The sequence below is a fragment of the Streptomyces sp. NPDC021096 genome (assembly GCF_040641275.1).
In the GTDB taxonomy this organism is placed as follows: Bacteria; Actinomycetota; Actinomycetes; order Streptomycetales; family Streptomycetaceae; genus Streptomyces.
In genome coordinates this window covers 65,574-81,923 of the sequence record NZ_JBFADG010000025.1, presented here as the reverse complement: position 1 = coordinate 81,923, position 16,350 = coordinate 65,574, and the positions used below count along the sequence as shown (strand labels likewise).

The window sequence follows — 16,350 nt, the reverse complement described above, 5'->3', positions numbered from 1 at the left end:
ACGGGCTGAATTTTCAGCCCGTCCGGCGATTGAGGACACAGCACAGCCAGCCCGTCCGGCGATTGAGGACACAGCACAGCCAGCCCGTCCGGCGATTGAGGACACAGCACAGCCAGCCCGTCCGGCGATTGAGGACAAGAGACGGTGAGAGGGCGGGACCGGGGCACCATCCCTCCGGGCCCCCTACGCCGGCGGCCCGGACGTCGCCTTCAGGGCCAGCCACAGCTCCATGCGCGCGTCCGGGTCGTCCAGGGACCGCCCCAGGATCTCCTCCACCCGCCGCATCCGATAGCGCAGCGTATGCCGGTGCACCCCCAGATCCGCCGCCGCCGCGTCCCACTGTCCGTGCCGCGAAAGCCACGCGCGCAGCGAGGCCACCAGGTCGCCCCGGCCGGTCGCGTCGTGCTCGTACAGGGCGCGCAGCGTGCCGTCGGCGAAGGCGCGGACGGCGTCGTCGGCCAGCAGGGGGAGGACCGAACCGGCGGCCACCTCTTCGTGCTCGACGAGGACGCGGCCCCGGCGGCGGGCCACGGACAGGGCCTGTTCGGCCTGGCGGAAGGCGGCGGCCGCACCCGTGGGGCCGGCCGGGGCGGACAGGCCCAGGGCGATCCCCGTGCCCTCGGTCGGGCCGGCGCCGCGTTCGCCGCCGCGGGACGCGGCGCTGCGGCGGGCCTCGGCCGCGCGGGCGTACGCGACGCAGGCGCCCACGGCCGCGCCGCCGTCGGGGGCCAGGACGAGGATGCGGTCCTCCTCGGGGACCGCCAGGACCGGTTCGGCCACGCGGCTCGCGGCGGTCTCCACCGCGTCCGCCAGCGCACCCAGCGGGTCCTCGGCCGTCTCCTGCGCCCGTTCCTCCTCCGCACCACCGGACGGCACGGCTTCGGCCACCAGCATGCGGAACGGCGCGTCCAGCAGCCCTCCGTACAGCTCCCCCGCCACCGCCCGGGCATGGTCCGGCTCGCCGGCCAGCAGCATGCGCAGCACCGCCGCGCCCAGGCGCTGCTCGGCGTCCTGCAGGGCGCGCGAGCGCTCGGTGGTGAGGGTGAGCAGGGCGATCGCGGAGTGCACGGCGTAGCGCTCGGCGGTGCCCAGCGGCTCGTCCGTGCCGACGGCCAGGACGCCCCGGGTGCGGCGACCGGAGCCCAGGGACTGGAGCTCGACGCGGTCGCCGCCCTCCTCGGCGTCGTCCGAGCCGACGACCACACTGGCGGGCGCGGGCCGCTCCCGCAGCCTCTCGACGTCGGCGCCCAGCCGGGCCGCCCGCCGCGCCGCCCAGTCGGGCGCGGCGGCGACGACGGCGCCCGAGGCGTCGTACAGCGCGGCCCAGCCGCCCAGGTGCGCGGCCAGCCGGGTGATCAGGGCGGCCGGTCCCTCGGGGGCGAGGGCGGCCCGGGTCAGCTCGCGCTGGGCCTCGAAGCCCGCGGTCACGGCGCGGTACTGGTCGGCGGCGATGGCCGCGGAGACGGCCTTGGTGATGGCGAGGAAGGGGGTGCGGCGCGGCACCTCGAGCAGGGGCAGGCCCTCCTCCCGCGCCGCGTCGACGAGGGCGTCGGGCACCTGCTCGTAGTTGACGCCGACGGCGAAGCCGAGCCCGACCACGCCCGCCCGCACCAGCCGCCGCACATAGCGGCGCATCGTCTCGCGGTCCTCGGCGTCGATCTTCATGGCCGTGATGAGCAGCAGCTCGCCGCCGTCCATCCACGGCACGGGATCGGCCAGCTCGCTGACGTGCGCCCAGCGGACGGGGGTGTCCAGCCGGTCCGCGCCCGCGAGCACGGTGAGCTTGAGCGCCGAGTGCTGGACGAGCGAGGCGAGCGTGGGCGGCATGGATGGCGGACCTTTGACGGGAGGGGATTTTGCACCGTCCCGTATGAACGGCTCCCCTCAATTCTGCCAGGGCGGCAGGGTCGCGGGGCCCACTTGGCGTACGCCGCCGCGTCATGTCTCAGTCGCGCAGATCCACCAGCAGCGGGGGCACGTGCTCGCCGTGGACCGTCGTCAGGGACAGCACGGCGTGTCCGGCGGGCACCTGGTGTGCCAGCTCGGACGCCGACCACCGCTCGCGCTCCACCTTGCGCACCGTCACCGCGTCCCGGGTGACGGCCTGGCCGGTGACGAGCTTGCGCAGGGCGTGGACGGCGCGGGTGAGCGGCTGGTCGGCGAAGACGGCGTGCTGGGCGACCTCCCGGGTCTCCACCCATTCGGTGCCCCAGGCCTCCGCGAACCGCCGGCCGTCCCAGGTGGTGACGCCGGCGAAGGCCATGTGGCAGCCGACGGCGCTGAGCAGCGCGATGTGCAGGTTCTCGGCGACGTCGTCGACGGTGCGCAGGCCGAGCACCACGCCGGCGCCCGCGGACCGCAGGCGCTGGATGCCGCGGACCGTCTCGGCGGTGAGGGTGCTGGTGGCGTCGTCGAGGACCAGGCAGGTGAACAGGGAGCGGTCCGCCCGGGCCGTGGCCATCGCCGTGAACTGGGCGAGGATCAGCCGGGCGAGCAGCCGGGACGCCTCCCCGTGCCCGCGTTCGGGCAGGTCGATGCGGACCCGCAGCGGGTGGTGCTGCACCGAGCGCAGCGAGAAGGGCCGGGCGTCGGCGCCGATGGCGAAGAAGTCGGCGAAGGCCGGCCGGTCGAGGAGCGCGATGCGGTCGGCGAGGGCCGGGCAGGGGTCGGAGGCCGAGCCGCCCTGTCGCAGGCGGGCCTCCAGCTCGCGGCGCATCGCCTCGTGGCCGCCCTCGTCGAGCTTCTGGCGCAGCGCCGCGAGGACGGCGGGCGTGCCGCTGAGGAGTTCGTAGAGCTCGGGCACGGCCGGGAAGCGGCCGTGGGCGGCGTGGTACGGGCCGAGCAGCTGGGCCAGGGCCGTGGCGGCGCGGCGCGTGTCGACGGTGGCGAGGTCGCCGACGAGGCCCTCCGCGAGGAAGGCGGCGGCCTCGTCGGGGTCGGTGGTCCCGCCGTACAGGTCGAGGTCGTGGACGGACGTGCCGTCGCCGGGCTTGATCACGACGTCGTACGCCTCGTCGGGGCCGAGCGGTGTCCCGGCGGCGCACACGGCGACGACGCTGCCCTGCCCGGCGAGCGCCTGGAGGGCGAGGGTCTCGACGACGGGCCGGACCAGGCGGCGGGTCTTGCCGGCGCCGGGGGGCCCGACGGCCAGCAGCGAGGTGCCGAGGACGGCGGGGTCCAGGGCGACGCCGCAGCCGCGGCGCGCGTGGGGGGTGCGGTCGTGGTGGGTGCCGCGGCCGATGCGCACCTGTGCGGTGAGCAGGTCGTGGGTGGCCGTGCGGGCCGGCAGGTCGCGGTCGCCGGAGGGGTGCGCCCAGGCCGCGGCGCCATGGCGCAGGACGGTGTCCCGGAAGGCGGCCAGCCGGGTGGGATCGGTCCCGGCCGAGGCCCAGGCGTGGCGGACGCGGACGCAGTCGACGTCGTTCATCCGGCCTGCGGCCAGGTCGGCGGAGAGGCGGTCTGCCGCCTCCCGCTGCCCGGCCGCCCTGAGCTCGGGCCAGTCGGCCGGGGAGAGGGCGGGGGCGGCGTCGGCGGGGGTGCGGGCCGGCGGGTGGGGGCTGTGGGCGCGGCGCCGGCGGACGAGCGCCGTCCAGTCGCCCAGCCGGGCGAAGGGCCACAGAAGGGCGAGGGCGATCAGGGCGTAGAGGACGTAGACGACCAGCGCCGCCATGTAGGGGTCGCCGCCGCCCTGCAGCCATGTCTCGGGGGTGAGGACGAGGACCGGTTCGACGACGGGGAGCGTGCCCTTCCAGGCGAGCAGCTGGACGATGCCCGCGAGCAGTGCCGCGGCGGCGGCGCGGGAGGGCTGGGGGCGGCCGCTGACGAAGCGGCTGAGCAGCTCCGGCCAGTTGCCCAGCCGTCCGAAGCCGTAGATCAGCAGGGCGGCGAGCACGGCGCGGTAGACGATCGTGGCCTCGACCGCGTCCATCGTCGCGGGGCCGCCCATCGCCCCGGCGTGCCACCACTCGGTGGGGGTGACCAGCTTCATGGGCACGCGCCAGTACGGGATGTAGCCGTTCCACAGCAGGGTCCACAGCAGCATCCCGGACAGCAGCGAGATCACGGCGCCGGACAGCAGCGCGCGGTCCGGGACCCGGTCCGGGTCCGGCTCGGGCGGCGGGACGTGGCCGTGCCGGAAGACGCCCGGCGGGGCCGGCCGCCGGGGGGCGTCGAGCCACTCCGCGACGGGCGGGCGGGGCGCGGGGGCGTACGCGGGCAGGGGCGGGGCTTTCGGCGGCGGGGGCGGCGGTCCGGCCGGGCGGGGCACGGCGTGGGGCACCGGGTGGGCGCGGGTGCCGCGCGCGTCGTACGAGCCGTCGGTGTCCATCGCCCCTTGTACCCCCCTGGCCTGCCAGGCCCTTTCCGAGCGTGCCGGAGCTCAATCTAGTGCCCGGCACCGACAGTTCCAGCGTTTCCGGCCGTGCGGGGGGCCCGGGGGCGTCATGTCCGCTGCGGACAACGACACGCCCGGATCACTACCGAACGGCGCATGCCGGACCCCACCCCCCGCACCTAGCCTGCGGGGAAAGACCCCGGATGCGTCCGAAACACCCCCAGGAGCCCACATGAGCGCGATTCCGCAGGAGCGCCGCGTCGTCACCGCCATCCCCGGCCCGAAGTCGCAGGAGCTGCAGGCCCGCCGTACCGCCACGGTCGCCGGCGGTGTGGGCTCCGTGCTGCCCGTCTTCACCACGCGCGCGGGCGGCGGCATCATCGAGGACGTCGACGGCAACGCTCTGATCGACTTCGGCTCGGGCATCGCGGTGACCTCGGTCGGCGCCAGCGCCGAGGCGGTCGTGCGCCGCGCGTCCGCGCAGCTGGCCGACTTCACCCACACCTGTTTCATGGTGACGCCGTACGAGGGCTACGTGGAGGTCTGTGAGCAGCTCGCCGAGCTGACCCCGGGCGACCACGCCAAGAAGTCCGCGCTGTTCAACTCGGGCGCCGAGGCCGTCGAGAACGCCGTCAAGATCGCCCGCGCGTACACCAAGCGCCAGGCGGTCGTCGTCTTCGACCACGGCTACCACGGCCGCACCAACCTGACGATGGCGCTGACCGCCAAGAACATGCCGTACAAGCACGGCTTCGGCCCGTTCGCGCCCGAGGTCTACCGCGTGCCGGTGGCCTACGGCTACCGCTGGCCGACCGGTGCCGAGAACTGCGGCCCCGAGGCCGCGGCCCAGGCCATCGACCAGATCACCAAGCAGGTCGGCGCCGACAACGTCGCCGCGATCATCATCGAGCCGGTGCTCGGCGAGGGCGGCTTCATCGAGCCGGCCAAGGGCTTCCTCCCGGCGATCGTGAAGTTCGCCAACGACAACGGCATCGTCTTCGTCGCGGACGAGATCCAGTCCGGCTTCTGCCGCACCGGCCAGTGGTTCGCCTGTGAGGACGAGGGCATCGTCCCGGACCTGATCACCACCGCCAAGGGCATCGCCGGCGGTCTGCCGCTGGCCGCCGTCACCGGTCGCGCGGAGATCATGGACTCGGCGCACGCGGGCGGCCTCGGCGGCACCTACGGCGGCAACCCGGTGGCCTGCGCCGGTGCGCTGGGCGCCATCGAGACCATGCGCGAGCTGGACCTCAACGCCAAGGCCAAGCGCATCGAGGAGGTCATGAAGGGCCGCCTCTCCGCGATGCAGGAGAAGTTCGAGATCATCGGCGACATCCGCGGCCGCGGTGGCATGATCGCGGTCGAGCTGGTGAAGGACCCGGCGACGAAGGAGCCCAACGCGGAGGCCGCCGGCGCGCTCGCCAAGGCCTGCCACGCCGAGGGCCTGGTCGTGCTGACCTGCGGTACCTACGGCAACGTGCTGCGCTTCCTGCCGCCGCTGGTCATCGGCGAGGACCTGCTGAACGAGGGTCTCGACATCATCGAGGCCGCCTTCGGCCGCCTGTAGTCCCCCGGCTTCCGTGATCCGCCCCGCCTGTGGTTCCCCCGCTCGTAACCGAGTGAAGAACCTGTGCGGGGCGGGTGGCGGACAGGTGATCCGACTATCGGAGCCCGCTTGCCTGCCGTACGGTTTCTGCAGATGAATGAAACACCCCGTCCGCAGGGGACTGCGGACGACGCCGTGCCGGTACTTCCCCAGTGCCGACCCGGCCGTGCCTTCGCGCACACCCCTGGAGCCCTTGGCTCCGGACATCCTCACCGATCGGACGGCCGCCCGCCCCAGACCCCCCGGGGCGCGCGGCACACCGGCCGGCGCGGCGGCCCCGGAACTACCCCCCCTGTTCCGGGGCCGCCGACTGTCCTCCTCCCGGCGCTGTGCGCCTCTCTCCTCGCCCTGGTCACCTGGCAGGTCGCCGCCCACGGGCCGCTGCGCGTGCTCGACGAACGCCTGGGGCACGCGGCCGCGGACTCACGTGCCGTGCCGTCCGGCCTCGCCGAACTCCTCGCCGATCTGGGCAACACCGTCGTGGCGCTGCCGGTGCTGATCGCGGCGATCGCCTGGAGCGTCCTGCGCCACCGGCGGTGGAAGCCGGCGCTGGGCGCCGCCCTGGCGATGGCGGCGGTGCCGGCGCTCGTCGTTCCGCTGAAGATGTGGATCGCGCGGCCGGGGCCGCCCGTCATGGCTCCGGGAGCGCATGACGGGTTCTTTCCCTCGGGGCACGCGGCGACGGCGGCGGTGGCGTACGGGGCGGCCGTTCTGCTCCTCGTACGGTCCCGGTGGTGGGCCGTGTGCTGCGGGCTGCTCAATGTGGGGGTCGGTCTGGGGTTGGTGTGGCGCGGGTACCACTGGCCGTTGGACGTGGTGGGGGCGTGGTGCCTGTCGGGGCTGGTGCTCTGGGTGCTGGCCGGTGGTCGTCTTGTGCCCACCCGTTCCGCCTTGCGGAACGATTGCCCACAAGACGTCTGACCTCAGCTGTCGAACCCTAGGCCTACCTTGTCCAAGGTCTTGAGCCAGAGGTTGCGGCGGCCGCCGTTTTCGTCGGCTCGGGTCATGGCCCACTGGGTGATGCCGATGCCCACCGAGCGCACCGGTTCCGGCGGGAACGGCAGCGGCTTGCTGCGGACCATCTCCAGCTCCGTGCGCTCGGTGCGCTCCCCGGCGAGCAGGTCGAGCATGACCTCCGCGCCGAACCGGGTCGCGCCGACGCCGAGCCCGGTGAAGCCCATGGCGTAGGCGACCCGGCCGCCGTGGGCGGTGCCGAAGAAGGCGGAGAAGCGCGAGCAGGTGTCGATGGCGCCGCCCCAGGTGTGCGAGAAGCGCACGCCCTCGAGCTGGGGGAAGCAGCGGAAGAAGTGCTCGGCGAGGCGCTGGTACGTGGCCGGGTGGTGGTCGTACTCGGCGCGGACCCCGCCGCCGTAGCGGTAGACGATGTCGTAGCCGCCCCACAGGATGCGGTGGTCGGCGGTCAGCCGGAAGTAGTGGAAGTGGTTGGCGCTGTCGCTCAGGCCCTGCCGTCGCTTCCAGCCGACGGAGGCGAGCTGCTCCGCGCTGAGGGGCTCGGTCATCAGCGCGTAGTCGTAGACCGGGGCGATGTACGGGCGCAGGCGCTTGACCAGTGAGGGGAAGGCGTTGGTGGCCAGCGCGGCGTGGCGGGCGAAGACACGGCCGTAGGGGGTGCGGACGGCCACGCCGGAGCTGCGCGAGGAGAGTTCGGTGCCGGGGGTGTTCTCGTATATCCGTACGCCGAGGTCGAGGCAGGCGCGCTTGAGGCCCCAGGCGAGCTTGGCGGGGTGCAGCATGGCCACGCCGCGGCGGTTCCACAGGCCGGCGAGGAAGGTCGGCGAGTCCACCTCGGCGCGCAGGGCGTCGCGGTCGAGGAACTCATGGCCGCCGACGCCGAGGGAGGCCGCCTCCTCGGCGGCCTCCCTGAGCTCGTTGACCTGGTGGGGTGCGGTGGCGACGTCGATCTCGCCGGTGCGCTCGAAGTCGCAGTCGATGCCGTGGCGGGCGAGGGCGGCCTCGATGCCGTCGAGGTTGCGGTGGCCGAGCTCCTCCAGGGTGGTGAGCTCGGCGGGCCAGCGGGCGTGACCGTTGGCCCAGCCGTGGGTGAGGGAGGCGGCGCAGAAGCCGCCGTTGCGGCCGGAGGCGGCCCAGCCGGCCTCCTGCGCCTCGATCAGGACGACATCGCGGCCGGGGTCGCGCTCCTTGGCGCCCAGGGCGGTCCACAGGCCGGCGTACCCGCCGCCGACGACGAGCAGGTCGCAGTACTCGTCGCCGACGAGCGCGGGCAGCGCCTCGGGCCGGGCGGGGTCGTCGAGCCAGTAGGGACGGGGGGTGGCGTCGGAAAGTGCTTCAGCAGGGTTCATGGCACTGGACGCCATGGTTCTCAGCTCCTTTTTCGGCGTCTCCCGGCCAGCTGACCGACGAGCACGCACAGCACGGCGATGGCGAACATCGCCGTTCCGATGACATTGATTTGAACGGGTGTGCCCCGTTGCGCGGATCCCCAGACGTACATGGGGAAGGTGACGGTCGAGCCGGAGTTGAAGTTCGTGATGATGAAGTCGTCGAAGGACAGCGCGAAGGAGAGCAGGGCGCCCGCGGTGATGCCGGGGGCGGCGATGGGCAGGGTCACCTTCAGGAAGGTCTGCAGCGGGGTGGCGTAGAGGTCCTGGGCGGCCTGTTCGAGGCGGGGGTCCATGCTCATCACGCGCGCCTTGACCGCCGTGACCACGAAGCTCAGACAGAACGTGATGTGGGCGATGAGGACGGTCCAGAAGCCGAACGTGACGCCCATGTTGAGGAAGAGGGTGGCCAGCGAGGCGGCCATGACGACCTCGGGCATGGCCATCGGCAGGAAGATGAGGTTGCTGACGGAGGAGCGGGCCCTGAAGCGGTAGCGGGCGAGCGCGAAGGCGATCATCGTGCCCAGGACGGTGGCGCCGACAGTGGCCCAGAACGCGATCCGCAGGCTCAGCGACAGCGAGCCGCACAGGTCGGCGACGCCGCAGGGGTCGGTCCAGGCGTCCGTGGAGAAGCGCTGCCACTCGTAGTTGAAGCGGCCGTTGGGCTTGTTGAAGGAGAAGACCGTCACGATGACGTTGGGCAACAGCAGATAGGCCAGGGTGCCCAGTCCGGCGATCACCACGAGGTTGCGGCGCAGGCCGCGCACGGCACGGGAGTAGAGGGCCATCAGACCAGGTCCTCCGTCCCGGACTTGCGGATGTAGAGCGTGACCATGGCGAGGATGGCGGCCATGAGGATGAAGGACAGGGCGGCGGCGGTCGGGTAGTCCAGGACGCGCAGGAACTGCGACTGGATGACGTTGCCGATCATCTTCTGGTCGGTGGACCCGAGCAGTTCGGCGTTGATGTAGTCGCCCGTGGCGGGGATGAAGGTCAGCAGCGTGCCGGCGACGACGCCCGGCATGGACAGCGGCAGGGTCACCTTGCGGAAGGTGGTCACGGGCCGGGCGTAGAGGTCGCCGGCGGCTTCGTGGAGGCGACCGTCGATGCGTTCGAGCGAGGTGTACAGCGGGAGGATCATGAAGGGCAGGAAGTTGTAGGTCAGGCCGCAGACGACGGCGAGCGGGGTGGCGAGCACGCGGTGCCCCTCGGTGACGCCGAGCGCGTCGGTGAGGGCGAGCACGTGCAGGGAGCCGAGCGCGGAGACGACGGGACCGCCGTCGGAGAGGATCGTCTTCCAGGCGAGGGTGCGGATGAGGAAGCTGGTGAAGAACGGCGCGATGACGAGGACCATCAGGAGGTTGCGCCAGCGGCCCGCCCTGAAGGCGATGAGATACGCCAGCGGGTAGCCGAGGACCAGGCAGAGCGCGGTGGCGGTGGCGGCGTATCCGACCGAGCGCAGGAACTGCGGGTAGTACTCGGTCAGGGCGTCCCAGTAGGTGGCGACGTGCCAGGTGACCTTGAAGCCTTCTTCGAGCGAGCCGGTCTGTACGGACGTCGACGCCTGGTAGACGAGGGGCGCGGCGAAGAAGACGAGCAGCCAGAGGATGCCGGGGAGCAGGAGCCAGTAGGGCACGCGCCTCTTGCGGCGGGCTGCCTCCGGGGTGGCGGCGGGGGTGACGGGGGGCTGTTCGGCGAGGGTCGGGACAGTCATCACGTACCTTCTCCCGCCTCGGCGCGGTCGACGTCGGTGCCCGCCTCGATGTTCTGGGCGGCGTCCAGGCCGAAGCTGTGGCCCGGGTTCCAGTGCAGGACGACGTCGGCGCCCGGCACCAGCCGGGAGTCGCGCTCGATGTTCTGCTCGTACACGGACAGGCCGGCGCCCACCGGGCTGTCGACGAGGTACTGGGTGGAGACGCCGATGAAGCTGGACTGGGCGATGCGGCCGGTGACGCGGTTGCGGCCGTCGGCGATGGTGCCGGCGTCGTCGGCGTGCGTGAGGGTGATCTTCTCGGGGCGTATTCCGACCAGGAGCTTCTCGCCCGTGCGGGCGGTGGCTGTACATCGTGTCGCCGGAAGGGTGAGTTTGGTATCGCAGGCGCGCAGAAGGATGTCGTCGCCCGAGGTGCCCAGGACGTCGGCGGTGATGAGGTTGGAGGTGCCGAGGAAGTTGGCGACGAAGGTGGTGCGGGGCGTCTCGTAGAGGTCGGCGGGCGCTCCGAGCTGCTCGACCCGGCCGCCGTTCATCACCGCGACCGTGTCCGCCATGGTCATGGCCTCTTCCTGGTCGTGGGTGACGTGGATGAAGGTGATGCCGACCTCGGTCTGGATGCGCTTGAGCTCGAGCTGCATCTGGCGGCGCAGCTTGAGGTCGAGGGCGCCCAGCGGCTCGTCCAGGAGCAGCACCTGCGGGTGGTTGATGAGCGCGCGGGCGACGGCGACGCGCTGCTGCTGTCCGCCGGAGAGCTGCTGCGGCTTGCGGCGCGCGAGGTCGCCGAGCTGGACGAGGTCGAGCATCTCGTCGACCTGCTTCTTGACGGACTTGATGCCGCGGCGGCGCAGGCCGAAGGCGACGTTCTCGTAGATGTCCAGGTGCGGGAAGAGCGCGTAGTTCTGGAAGACGGTGTTGACGGGCCGCTTGTACGGGGCGAGACCGGTGACGTCCTTGCCCGCGAGCTCCACGGTGCCGGTGGTGGGGTCCTCCAGCCCGGCGATCATGCGCAGGGTGGTGGTCTTACCGCAGCCGGAGGCGCCGAGCAGGGCGAAGAAGGAGCCCGCGGGGACCGACAGGTCGAGCGGGTGCACGGCGGTGAAGCTGCCGTAGGTCTTGCTGATCCCGGTCAGGCGGACGTCGGTGCCGCTGGTGCCGGTCGTGGCGGTTGCCGTCATGGGTCTCAAGTCCAGGGGGTCGTGGGGACGGAAGAGCACGTAACACTGACATACAGCCCCGCGGGGCAGGCCACGGGCCGGGCCGCCGCCGTCCGCGGTGCTGGGGTACCGGAAGATTGTCGCCGGAAAGCATGCGGCCGACGTCCGGCATCACGCACTGAATGTCTGGGTTGTCCGCTTCTTCATCACCGCGCCCCGAAGACCGTGCGGTGCCAGTCCTTCCGCGCCACCCCCGTGTTGTCGTACATGACGTGTTTGACCTGGGTGTACTCCTCGAAGGAGTAGGCCGACATGTCCTTGCCGTACCCGGACGCCCCGTGGCCGCCGTGGGGCATCTCGCTGACGATCGGGATGTGGTCGTTGATCCACACGCAGCCTGCCGCGATCTCGCGGGTGGCCCGGCCCGCCCGGTAGACGTCGCGGGTCCAGGCGGAGGCGGCCAGGCCGTAGGGGGTGTCGTTGGCCAGGGCGAGGCCCTCGTCGTCGCTGTCGAAGGGCAGCACGGCCAGCACGGGGCCGAAGATCTCGGCCTGGACGATCTCGCTGTCCTGTGGGGCGCCGACGATGAGGGTCGGCGGGTAGTACGCGCCCTTGGCCCACTCGCCCTGCGGTACGTGGCCGCCGGTGACGACCGTCGCGTACCCGCGTGCCCGGTCGACGAAGCCGGCGACCCGGTCGCGCTGGGCGGTGGAGACGAGCGGGCCGAGGTCGGTCGCCGGATCGAGGGGGTGCCCGAGGCGGACGGTGGTCATCAGTTCGGCGACGCCCGTCACGAACGCGTCGTACAGCGGCCGCTGGACGTACGCCCGCGTGGCGGCGGTGCAGTCCTGGCCGGTGTTGATGAGGGCTCCCGCGACGGCACCGTGCACGGCGGCGTCGAGGTCGGCGTCGTCGAAGACGACGAAGGGCGCCTTGCCGCCGAGCTCGAGGTGGAGCCGCTTGACGGTGGCGGTGGCGATCTCCGCGACGCGCCTGCCGACGGCCGTGGAGCCGGTGAAGGAGGTCATGGCGACGCCGGGATGGCCCACCAGATGCTCCCCCGCCTCCGGCCCGGCCCCGCTGACGACGTTGACGACGCCGTCCGGAATGCCGGCCTCGGTGGCGGCGCGGGCGAACATCAGGGAGGTCAGCGGTGTCAGCTCGGCGGGCTTGAGCACGATGGTGTTGCCGGCAGCGACGGCCGGCAGGACCTTCCACGCGGCCATCTGCAGCGGGTAGTTCCAGGGAGCGACGGAGCCGACGACGCCGATGGGCTCGCGGCGTACGTACGAGGTGTGGTCGCCGCTGTACTCCCCCGCCGACCTGCCCTCCAGGTGACGGGCCGCCCCGGCGAAGAAGGCGGTGTTGTCGACCGTGCCCGGCACGTCGAACTCGGTGGTCAGCCGGATGGGCTTGCCGCACTGCGCCGACTCCGTGCGCGCGAGGTCCCCGGCCCGGCCGGCGAGCACCTGCGCGAACCGGTGCAGGGCGGCGGAGCGTTCGCCGGGGGTGGCGCCCGACCACCCGGGAAGGGCCCGCCGCGCGGCCGCCACGGCGGCGTCCACGTCGGCCGCGCCGGCCAGTTCGTAGCGCAGGATCTCCCGGCCGTCGGCGGGGTCGACGACCGCGTGCTCACGGCCCGAGGTGCCCGGCCGCAGCCGGCCCCCGATGTACTGCGCGCCCCCGGCGAATTCCTCCGCCGTGTCGAGACGTTGATCCATCGCGCACACTCCTCCGCCGACCGCGCACCTGCGGGCAGGTGTTGCTCCATCCGGAATGGTTGCCGATCCTGGCAGAGCGAAGCGGCCGCAACAAGGGATTCCGTCGCCATGTTTTGGATCGGCGACGGAATCGGTGTGGTACGGCCCAGGGGCGTCGGAGCCCGGCCGGGGCCGCTGTCAGCGGCCGCTGCCACAATTGCGGCATGACGACACGGGGGACGAAGGACATGAGCACGGACACGGTCACGCCGGACGGGCCGCGTTCGGTGGCGGAGCTGGTGGCGGCCGGCGCCCGCGGCGAGACGACGAAGTACGTCTACTTCTGGGGTCACCGGCCGCGCCGCGACGGCAGCGTGGGAGCCGGCTGCTTCAGCCAGTGGTGGCCCTCGCCCTTCTCGGTGGACGGCACGGTCTACGCCACGGCCGAGCACTGGATGATGGCGGGCAAGGCCCGGCTGTTCGGCGACGCCGAGGCGGAGGCCCGCGCCATCGCGGCCGGCCACCCCAAGCAGGCGAAGGACGCGGGCCGCTCGGTGCGCGGCTTCGACGAGGAGGAGTGGCGCCGCCACCGCTTCGAACTCGTCGTCGAGGGCAGCGTCCACAAGTTCGGGCAGCATCCCGAGCTGGGCGCCTATCTGCTCGGCACGGGCGCGCGGGTGCTGGTGGAGGCCAGCCCGCTGGACCGGGTGTGGGGCATCGGCCTGGCCGCCGACGACGAGCGGGCGCAGGATCCCGCCCACTGGCGCGGGCTGAACCTGCTGGGCTTCGCGCTGATGGAGGCGCGTCAGCGCCTGGCGGCCACCACGAGCGGCCCGGGAGCGGGCGGCTCGGGCATATAGGCGCCGTAGACGGCGTCGTCGGGATCGTCGTCCACGCCGGCCTCGTCGCTCTCGCCCAGGGTGATGTAGAGCGCGAGCAGCGAGGCCGTGGCCAGGAGCGCCACCCCGCCCATGATCAGGCCCGCCAGGGCCTGACCGCCGTTGTTCGCCTCGCCCGTGGCCGCCTTGCTGCGGCCCATCGCGCCGAAGACGATGGCCAGGACGCCGAGGATCACGCCGAAGACGATGCTGGGCGACAGGACCGTGCCCACGATGCCGAGCACGAGCGCGGCCACACCGAGGCTGTTGTTGGGCACCGCCCCGACCTGGCCCGGCCAGCCCTGCCCGTAGCCCGCCGCCGGATAGCCGTAGGCACCCGTGCCGTAGGCGGTCTGCCCGTACGGGCTCTGGGCGTAGGGGTCCTGGCCGTAGGCGCCAGGCGCGGCGCCGGGGGCGTGGCCGTAGGGCGGCTGGGGCTGCGGCTGGCCGTAGGGGCCGGGCTGCCCGTAGCCGTAGGGGCCGCCCGGGTACGCGCTCGGGGTGCCCGGGCCGGTGGGCGCCAGGGGCACGGGCGGGACGGCGCCCGGCAGCGGTGCGCCGGAGGCGCTCTGGTGCGGGATCTGCGGCGTGCCCACGGCCGGTCCGGGGACGGGCTGCGCGGGGTGCTGCGGCGGCGGCACCTGCCCGGTGCCGGGCTTGTCGAGCGGCACCCGCCGCTCCGGCGGAGCCCAGAGGTCGCGGTCCTGCGGCTCCGGCTGCGCGTCGTCCTTGTCGGACATGACCCTCCCCAGTCGGTACCCCGTCATGCTAAGGCCTGAGCACCGTGGCGGCGCCCACCGCGCATACGATGATCGGCACGCCGTCGACCGAGCAGCCCGAGGAGCCATGGAGGCCCGTATGTCCGCACTCGACTCGTTCATCGCAGGGCTGCCGAAGGCGGAACTGCATGTCCACCACGTCGGCTCCGCCTCCCCCCGCATCGTCGCCGAGCTGGCCGCCCGGCACCCCGACTCCCCGGTGCCCACCGACCCCGAGGCCCTCGCCGACTTCTTCACCTTCCGGGACTTCGCGCACTTCATCGAGGTCTACCTCTCCGTGGTCGACCTGATCCGCGACGCCGAGGACGTGCGCCTGCTGACCTACGAGGTCGCCCGCGACATGGCCCGGCAGAACATCCGCTACGCCGAGCTGACCGTCACCCCCTACAGCTCCACCCGGCGCGGCATCCCGGACGTCGCGTTCGTGGAGGCCATCGAGGACGCCCGCAAGGCGGCCGAGTCCGAGCTGGGCGTGGTGCTGCGCTGGTGCTTCGACATCCCCGGCGAGGCCGGGCTGGAGTCGGCCGAGGAGACCGCCCGCATCGCCTGTGACCTGGGGCCGGAAGGCCTGGTCTCGTTCGGGCTCGGCGGCCCGGAGATCGGGGTGCCCAGGGGCCAGTTCAAGCCGTATTTCGACCGGGCCATCGCCGCCGGACTGCACAGCGTGCCGCACGCCGGGGAGACCACCGGCCCGCAGACCATCTGGGACGCCCTGACCGAGCTGCGCGCCGAGCGCATCGGCCACGGCACCAGCGCCACGCAGGACCCGAGGCTGCTGGCCCACCTCGCCGAGCACCGCATCCCGCTGGAGGTCTGCCCGACCTCCAACCTCGCCACCCGCGCCGTGACCGATCTGGAGCGGCACCCGCTCAAGGAGATGGTCTCCGCGGGGGTGCTGGTGACGATCAACAGCGACGACCCGCCCATGTTCGGCACCGACCTCAACACCGAGTACGCGGTCGCCGCCCGCCTCCTGGAGCTCGACGCCCACGGCGTGGCCGAGCTCGCCAAGAACGCCGTGGAGGCGTCGTTCATGGACGACACGGGCAAGGCCCGCCTCCGCAAGGAGATCGACGTCTACACCTCGACCTGGCGGGGCTGAGGGACCGGCCCGGCCTCGCCCGCCACAATGAGGCCCATGGTCACCGCCTTCACCGCCGTCGCCCACCGCGGCGACCCCTACGTCCACCGCGAGAACACCCTGCCCTCGATCCGCTCGGCCCTGCGGGCGGGGGCGGGCGCGGTGGAGATCGACGTCCGGCTGACCCGCGACGGCGTGCCCGTGCTGCTGCACGACGCGACGCTGGGGCGCCTGTGGGGCCGGGAGGTGGCCCTGGCCGCGTTGACGGCCGAGGAGCTGCGCGCCCTGACGGACGGCGGGGTGCCGACGCTCGAGGAGGCCCTCGCCGAGGCCGGGGCGGCCGCCCGGGGGCGGCTGTTCATCGACCTGCCGGACCCCTCGGCCGCCGCTGCCGCGGTCGCGCAGGTGCGGGCGAGCGGGGCGCGGGAGCGGGCGTACTACTGCGGCGGCCCGGCCGCCATGCTGAACGTGCGCCGCGCGGACGCGGACGCGGAGATCGCCCTCACCTGGACCACGCTCGCCCCGCCCCGCCCGTCCCTGCTCGCCGAGGTGCGGCCGCACTGGCTCAACTACCGCTTCGGCCTGGTGAGCGAGGAGCTGGTGGCGCGCCACCACGCCGACGGCCTGCTGGTCTCGGCCTGGACGGCGGACACCCGCCGTACGATGCGCCGGCTGCTGCGCGCGGGCGTCGACTCGATCACCACCAACCGCATCGCCACCCTGCGCTCGCTGCTCCCGGCGTGAG

13 protein-coding genes are annotated in these 16,350 nt (G+C 73.1%); 5 read left to right on the top strand and 8 right to left on the bottom strand.

From position 1 onward, the window contains the following. Nucleotides 1-183: 183 nt before the first annotated feature. A complete protein-coding gene (locus tag AB0G59_RS24870) occupies nt 184-1,827 on the bottom strand; it encodes a PucR family transcriptional regulator (RefSeq protein ID WP_360915573.1) in 1,644 nt (547 codons plus the stop codon). Nucleotides 1,828-1,945: 118 nt separating this feature from the next. Further along, nucleotides 1,946-4,327, bottom strand: a complete 2,382-nt coding sequence (locus AB0G59_RS24865; RefSeq protein WP_360915570.1) for an ATP/GTP-binding protein — start codon at nt 4,325-4,327, stop codon at nt 1,946-1,948. A gap of 238 nt (nt 4,328-4,565) precedes the next feature. Between AB0G59_RS24865 and gabT the strand changes: the two genes are divergently transcribed. Further along, nucleotides 4,566-5,900: a 4-aminobutyrate--2-oxoglutarate transaminase gene (gabT, locus tag AB0G59_RS24860; RefSeq protein ID WP_360915567.1), complete on the top strand. Its 1,335-nt coding sequence runs from the start codon at nt 4,566-4,568 to the stop codon at nt 5,898-5,900. Between the two features lie 426 nt (nt 5,901-6,326). Beyond that, nucleotides 6,327-6,860, top strand: coding sequence for a phosphatase PAP2 family protein (locus AB0G59_RS24855; protein ID WP_360915564.1), 534 nt, complete (start codon nt 6,327-6,329; stop codon nt 6,858-6,860). Nucleotides 6,861-6,862: 2 nt separating this feature from the next. Here the strand turns inward: AB0G59_RS24855 and AB0G59_RS24850 are convergent, their stop codons facing one another. The 5 genes from AB0G59_RS24850 to AB0G59_RS24830 all read right to left on the bottom strand — a co-directional run bounded on the left by AB0G59_RS24850 (nt 6,863) and on the right by AB0G59_RS24830 (nt 12,888). Next, a complete protein-coding gene (locus AB0G59_RS24850; protein WP_360915561.1) occupies nt 6,863-8,275 on the bottom strand; it encodes an FAD-dependent oxidoreductase in 1,413 nt (470 codons plus the stop codon). Between the two features lie 5 nt (nt 8,276-8,280). Beyond that, on the bottom strand, nt 8,281-9,087 hold the full coding sequence (locus AB0G59_RS24845) for an ABC transporter permease (protein ID WP_360915558.1): 807 nt from the start codon (nt 9,085-9,087) through the stop codon (nt 8,281-8,283). Beyond that, nucleotides 9,087-10,013 carry an ABC transporter permease gene (locus AB0G59_RS24840; protein ID WP_360915555.1) on the bottom strand — a complete coding sequence of 309 codons (927 nt, stop codon included), beginning with the start codon at nt 10,011-10,013 and terminating at the stop codon, nt 9,087-9,089. Before AB0G59_RS24840 ends, AB0G59_RS24845 begins: the two co-directional genes overlap by 1 nt. Continuing rightward, nucleotides 10,013-11,188: an ABC transporter ATP-binding protein gene (locus AB0G59_RS24835; RefSeq protein WP_360915552.1), complete on the bottom strand. Its 1,176-nt coding sequence runs from the start codon at nt 11,186-11,188 to the stop codon at nt 10,013-10,015. Before AB0G59_RS24835 ends, AB0G59_RS24840 begins: the two co-directional genes overlap by 1 nt. A 185-nt stretch (nt 11,189-11,373) precedes the next feature. Beyond that, entirely contained in the window at nt 11,374-12,888 is a 1,515-nt protein-coding gene (locus AB0G59_RS24830; protein WP_360915549.1) for a gamma-aminobutyraldehyde dehydrogenase, read from the bottom strand. A gap of 203 nt (nt 12,889-13,091) precedes the next feature. Between AB0G59_RS24830 and AB0G59_RS24825 the strand changes: the two genes are divergently transcribed. Further along, the gene (locus tag AB0G59_RS24825; RefSeq protein WP_360915546.1) at nt 13,092-13,727 is read left to right on the top strand and encodes an NADAR family protein; all 636 of its coding nucleotides are present in this window, start codon (nt 13,092-13,094) and stop codon (nt 13,725-13,727) included. Here AB0G59_RS24825 and AB0G59_RS24820 read toward each other — a convergent pair. Continuing rightward, nucleotides 13,673-14,485 carry a DUF4190 domain-containing protein gene (locus tag AB0G59_RS24820; RefSeq protein WP_360915543.1) on the bottom strand — a complete coding sequence of 271 codons (813 nt, stop codon included), beginning with the start codon at nt 14,483-14,485 and terminating at the stop codon, nt 13,673-13,675. The two genes, AB0G59_RS24825 and AB0G59_RS24820, sit on opposite strands and share 55 nt — an antisense overlap. Nucleotides 14,486-14,603: 118 nt before the next feature. Here AB0G59_RS24820 and AB0G59_RS24815 point away from each other — a divergent pair, with 118 nt between their 5' ends. Together AB0G59_RS24815 and AB0G59_RS24810 are read left to right on the top strand one after the other, a co-directional pair. Continuing rightward, a complete protein-coding gene (locus AB0G59_RS24815; protein WP_360915540.1) occupies nt 14,604-15,626 on the top strand; it encodes an adenosine deaminase in 1,023 nt (340 codons plus the stop codon). Between the two features lie 27 nt (nt 15,627-15,653). Then, nucleotides 15,654-16,349: a glycerophosphodiester phosphodiesterase gene (locus AB0G59_RS24810; protein ID WP_360915537.1), complete on the top strand. Its 696-nt coding sequence runs from the start codon at nt 15,654-15,656 to the stop codon at nt 16,347-16,349. The last annotated feature ends 1 nt before the right edge of the window (nt 16,350 follow it).

What these genes read in the sequence shown, in the direction of transcription:
- AB0G59_RS24845 (WP_360915558.1), bottom strand. Translation starts at nt 9,087, where the DNA reads ATGGCCCTCTACTCCCGTGCCGTGCGCGGCCTGCGCCGCAACCTCGTG.
- gabT (WP_360915567.1), top strand. Translation starts at nt 4,566, where the DNA reads ATGAGCGCGATTCCGCAGGAGCGCCGCGTCGTCACCGCCATCCCCGGC.
- AB0G59_RS24850 (WP_360915561.1), bottom strand. Translation starts at nt 8,275, where the DNA reads ATGGCGTCCAGTGCCATGAACCCTGCTGAAGCACTTTCCGACGCCACC.
- AB0G59_RS24820 (WP_360915543.1), bottom strand. Translation starts at nt 14,485, where the DNA reads ATGTCCGACAAGGACGACGCGCAGCCGGAGCCGCAGGACCGCGACCTC.
- AB0G59_RS24835 (WP_360915552.1), bottom strand. Translation starts at nt 11,188, where the DNA reads ATGACGGCAACCGCCACGACCGGCACCAGCGGCACCGACGTCCGCCTG.
- AB0G59_RS24865 (WP_360915570.1), bottom strand. Translation starts at nt 4,327, where the DNA reads ATGGACACCGACGGCTCGTACGACGCGCGCGGCACCCGCGCCCACCCG.
- AB0G59_RS24815 (WP_360915540.1), top strand. Translation starts at nt 14,604, where the DNA reads ATGTCCGCACTCGACTCGTTCATCGCAGGGCTGCCGAAGGCGGAACTG.
- AB0G59_RS24830 (WP_360915549.1), bottom strand. Translation starts at nt 12,888, where the DNA reads ATGGATCAACGTCTCGACACGGCGGAGGAATTCGCCGGGGGCGCGCAG.
- AB0G59_RS24870 (WP_360915573.1), bottom strand. Translation starts at nt 1,827, where the DNA reads ATGCCGCCCACGCTCGCCTCGCTCGTCCAGCACTCGGCGCTCAAGCTC.
- AB0G59_RS24810 (WP_360915537.1), top strand. Translation starts at nt 15,654, where the DNA reads ATGAGGCCCATGGTCACCGCCTTCACCGCCGTCGCCCACCGCGGCGAC.
- AB0G59_RS24825 (WP_360915546.1), top strand. Translation starts at nt 13,092, where the DNA reads ATGACGACACGGGGGACGAAGGACATGAGCACGGACACGGTCACGCCG.
- AB0G59_RS24840 (WP_360915555.1), bottom strand. Translation starts at nt 10,013, where the DNA reads ATGACTGTCCCGACCCTCGCCGAACAGCCCCCCGTCACCCCCGCCGCC.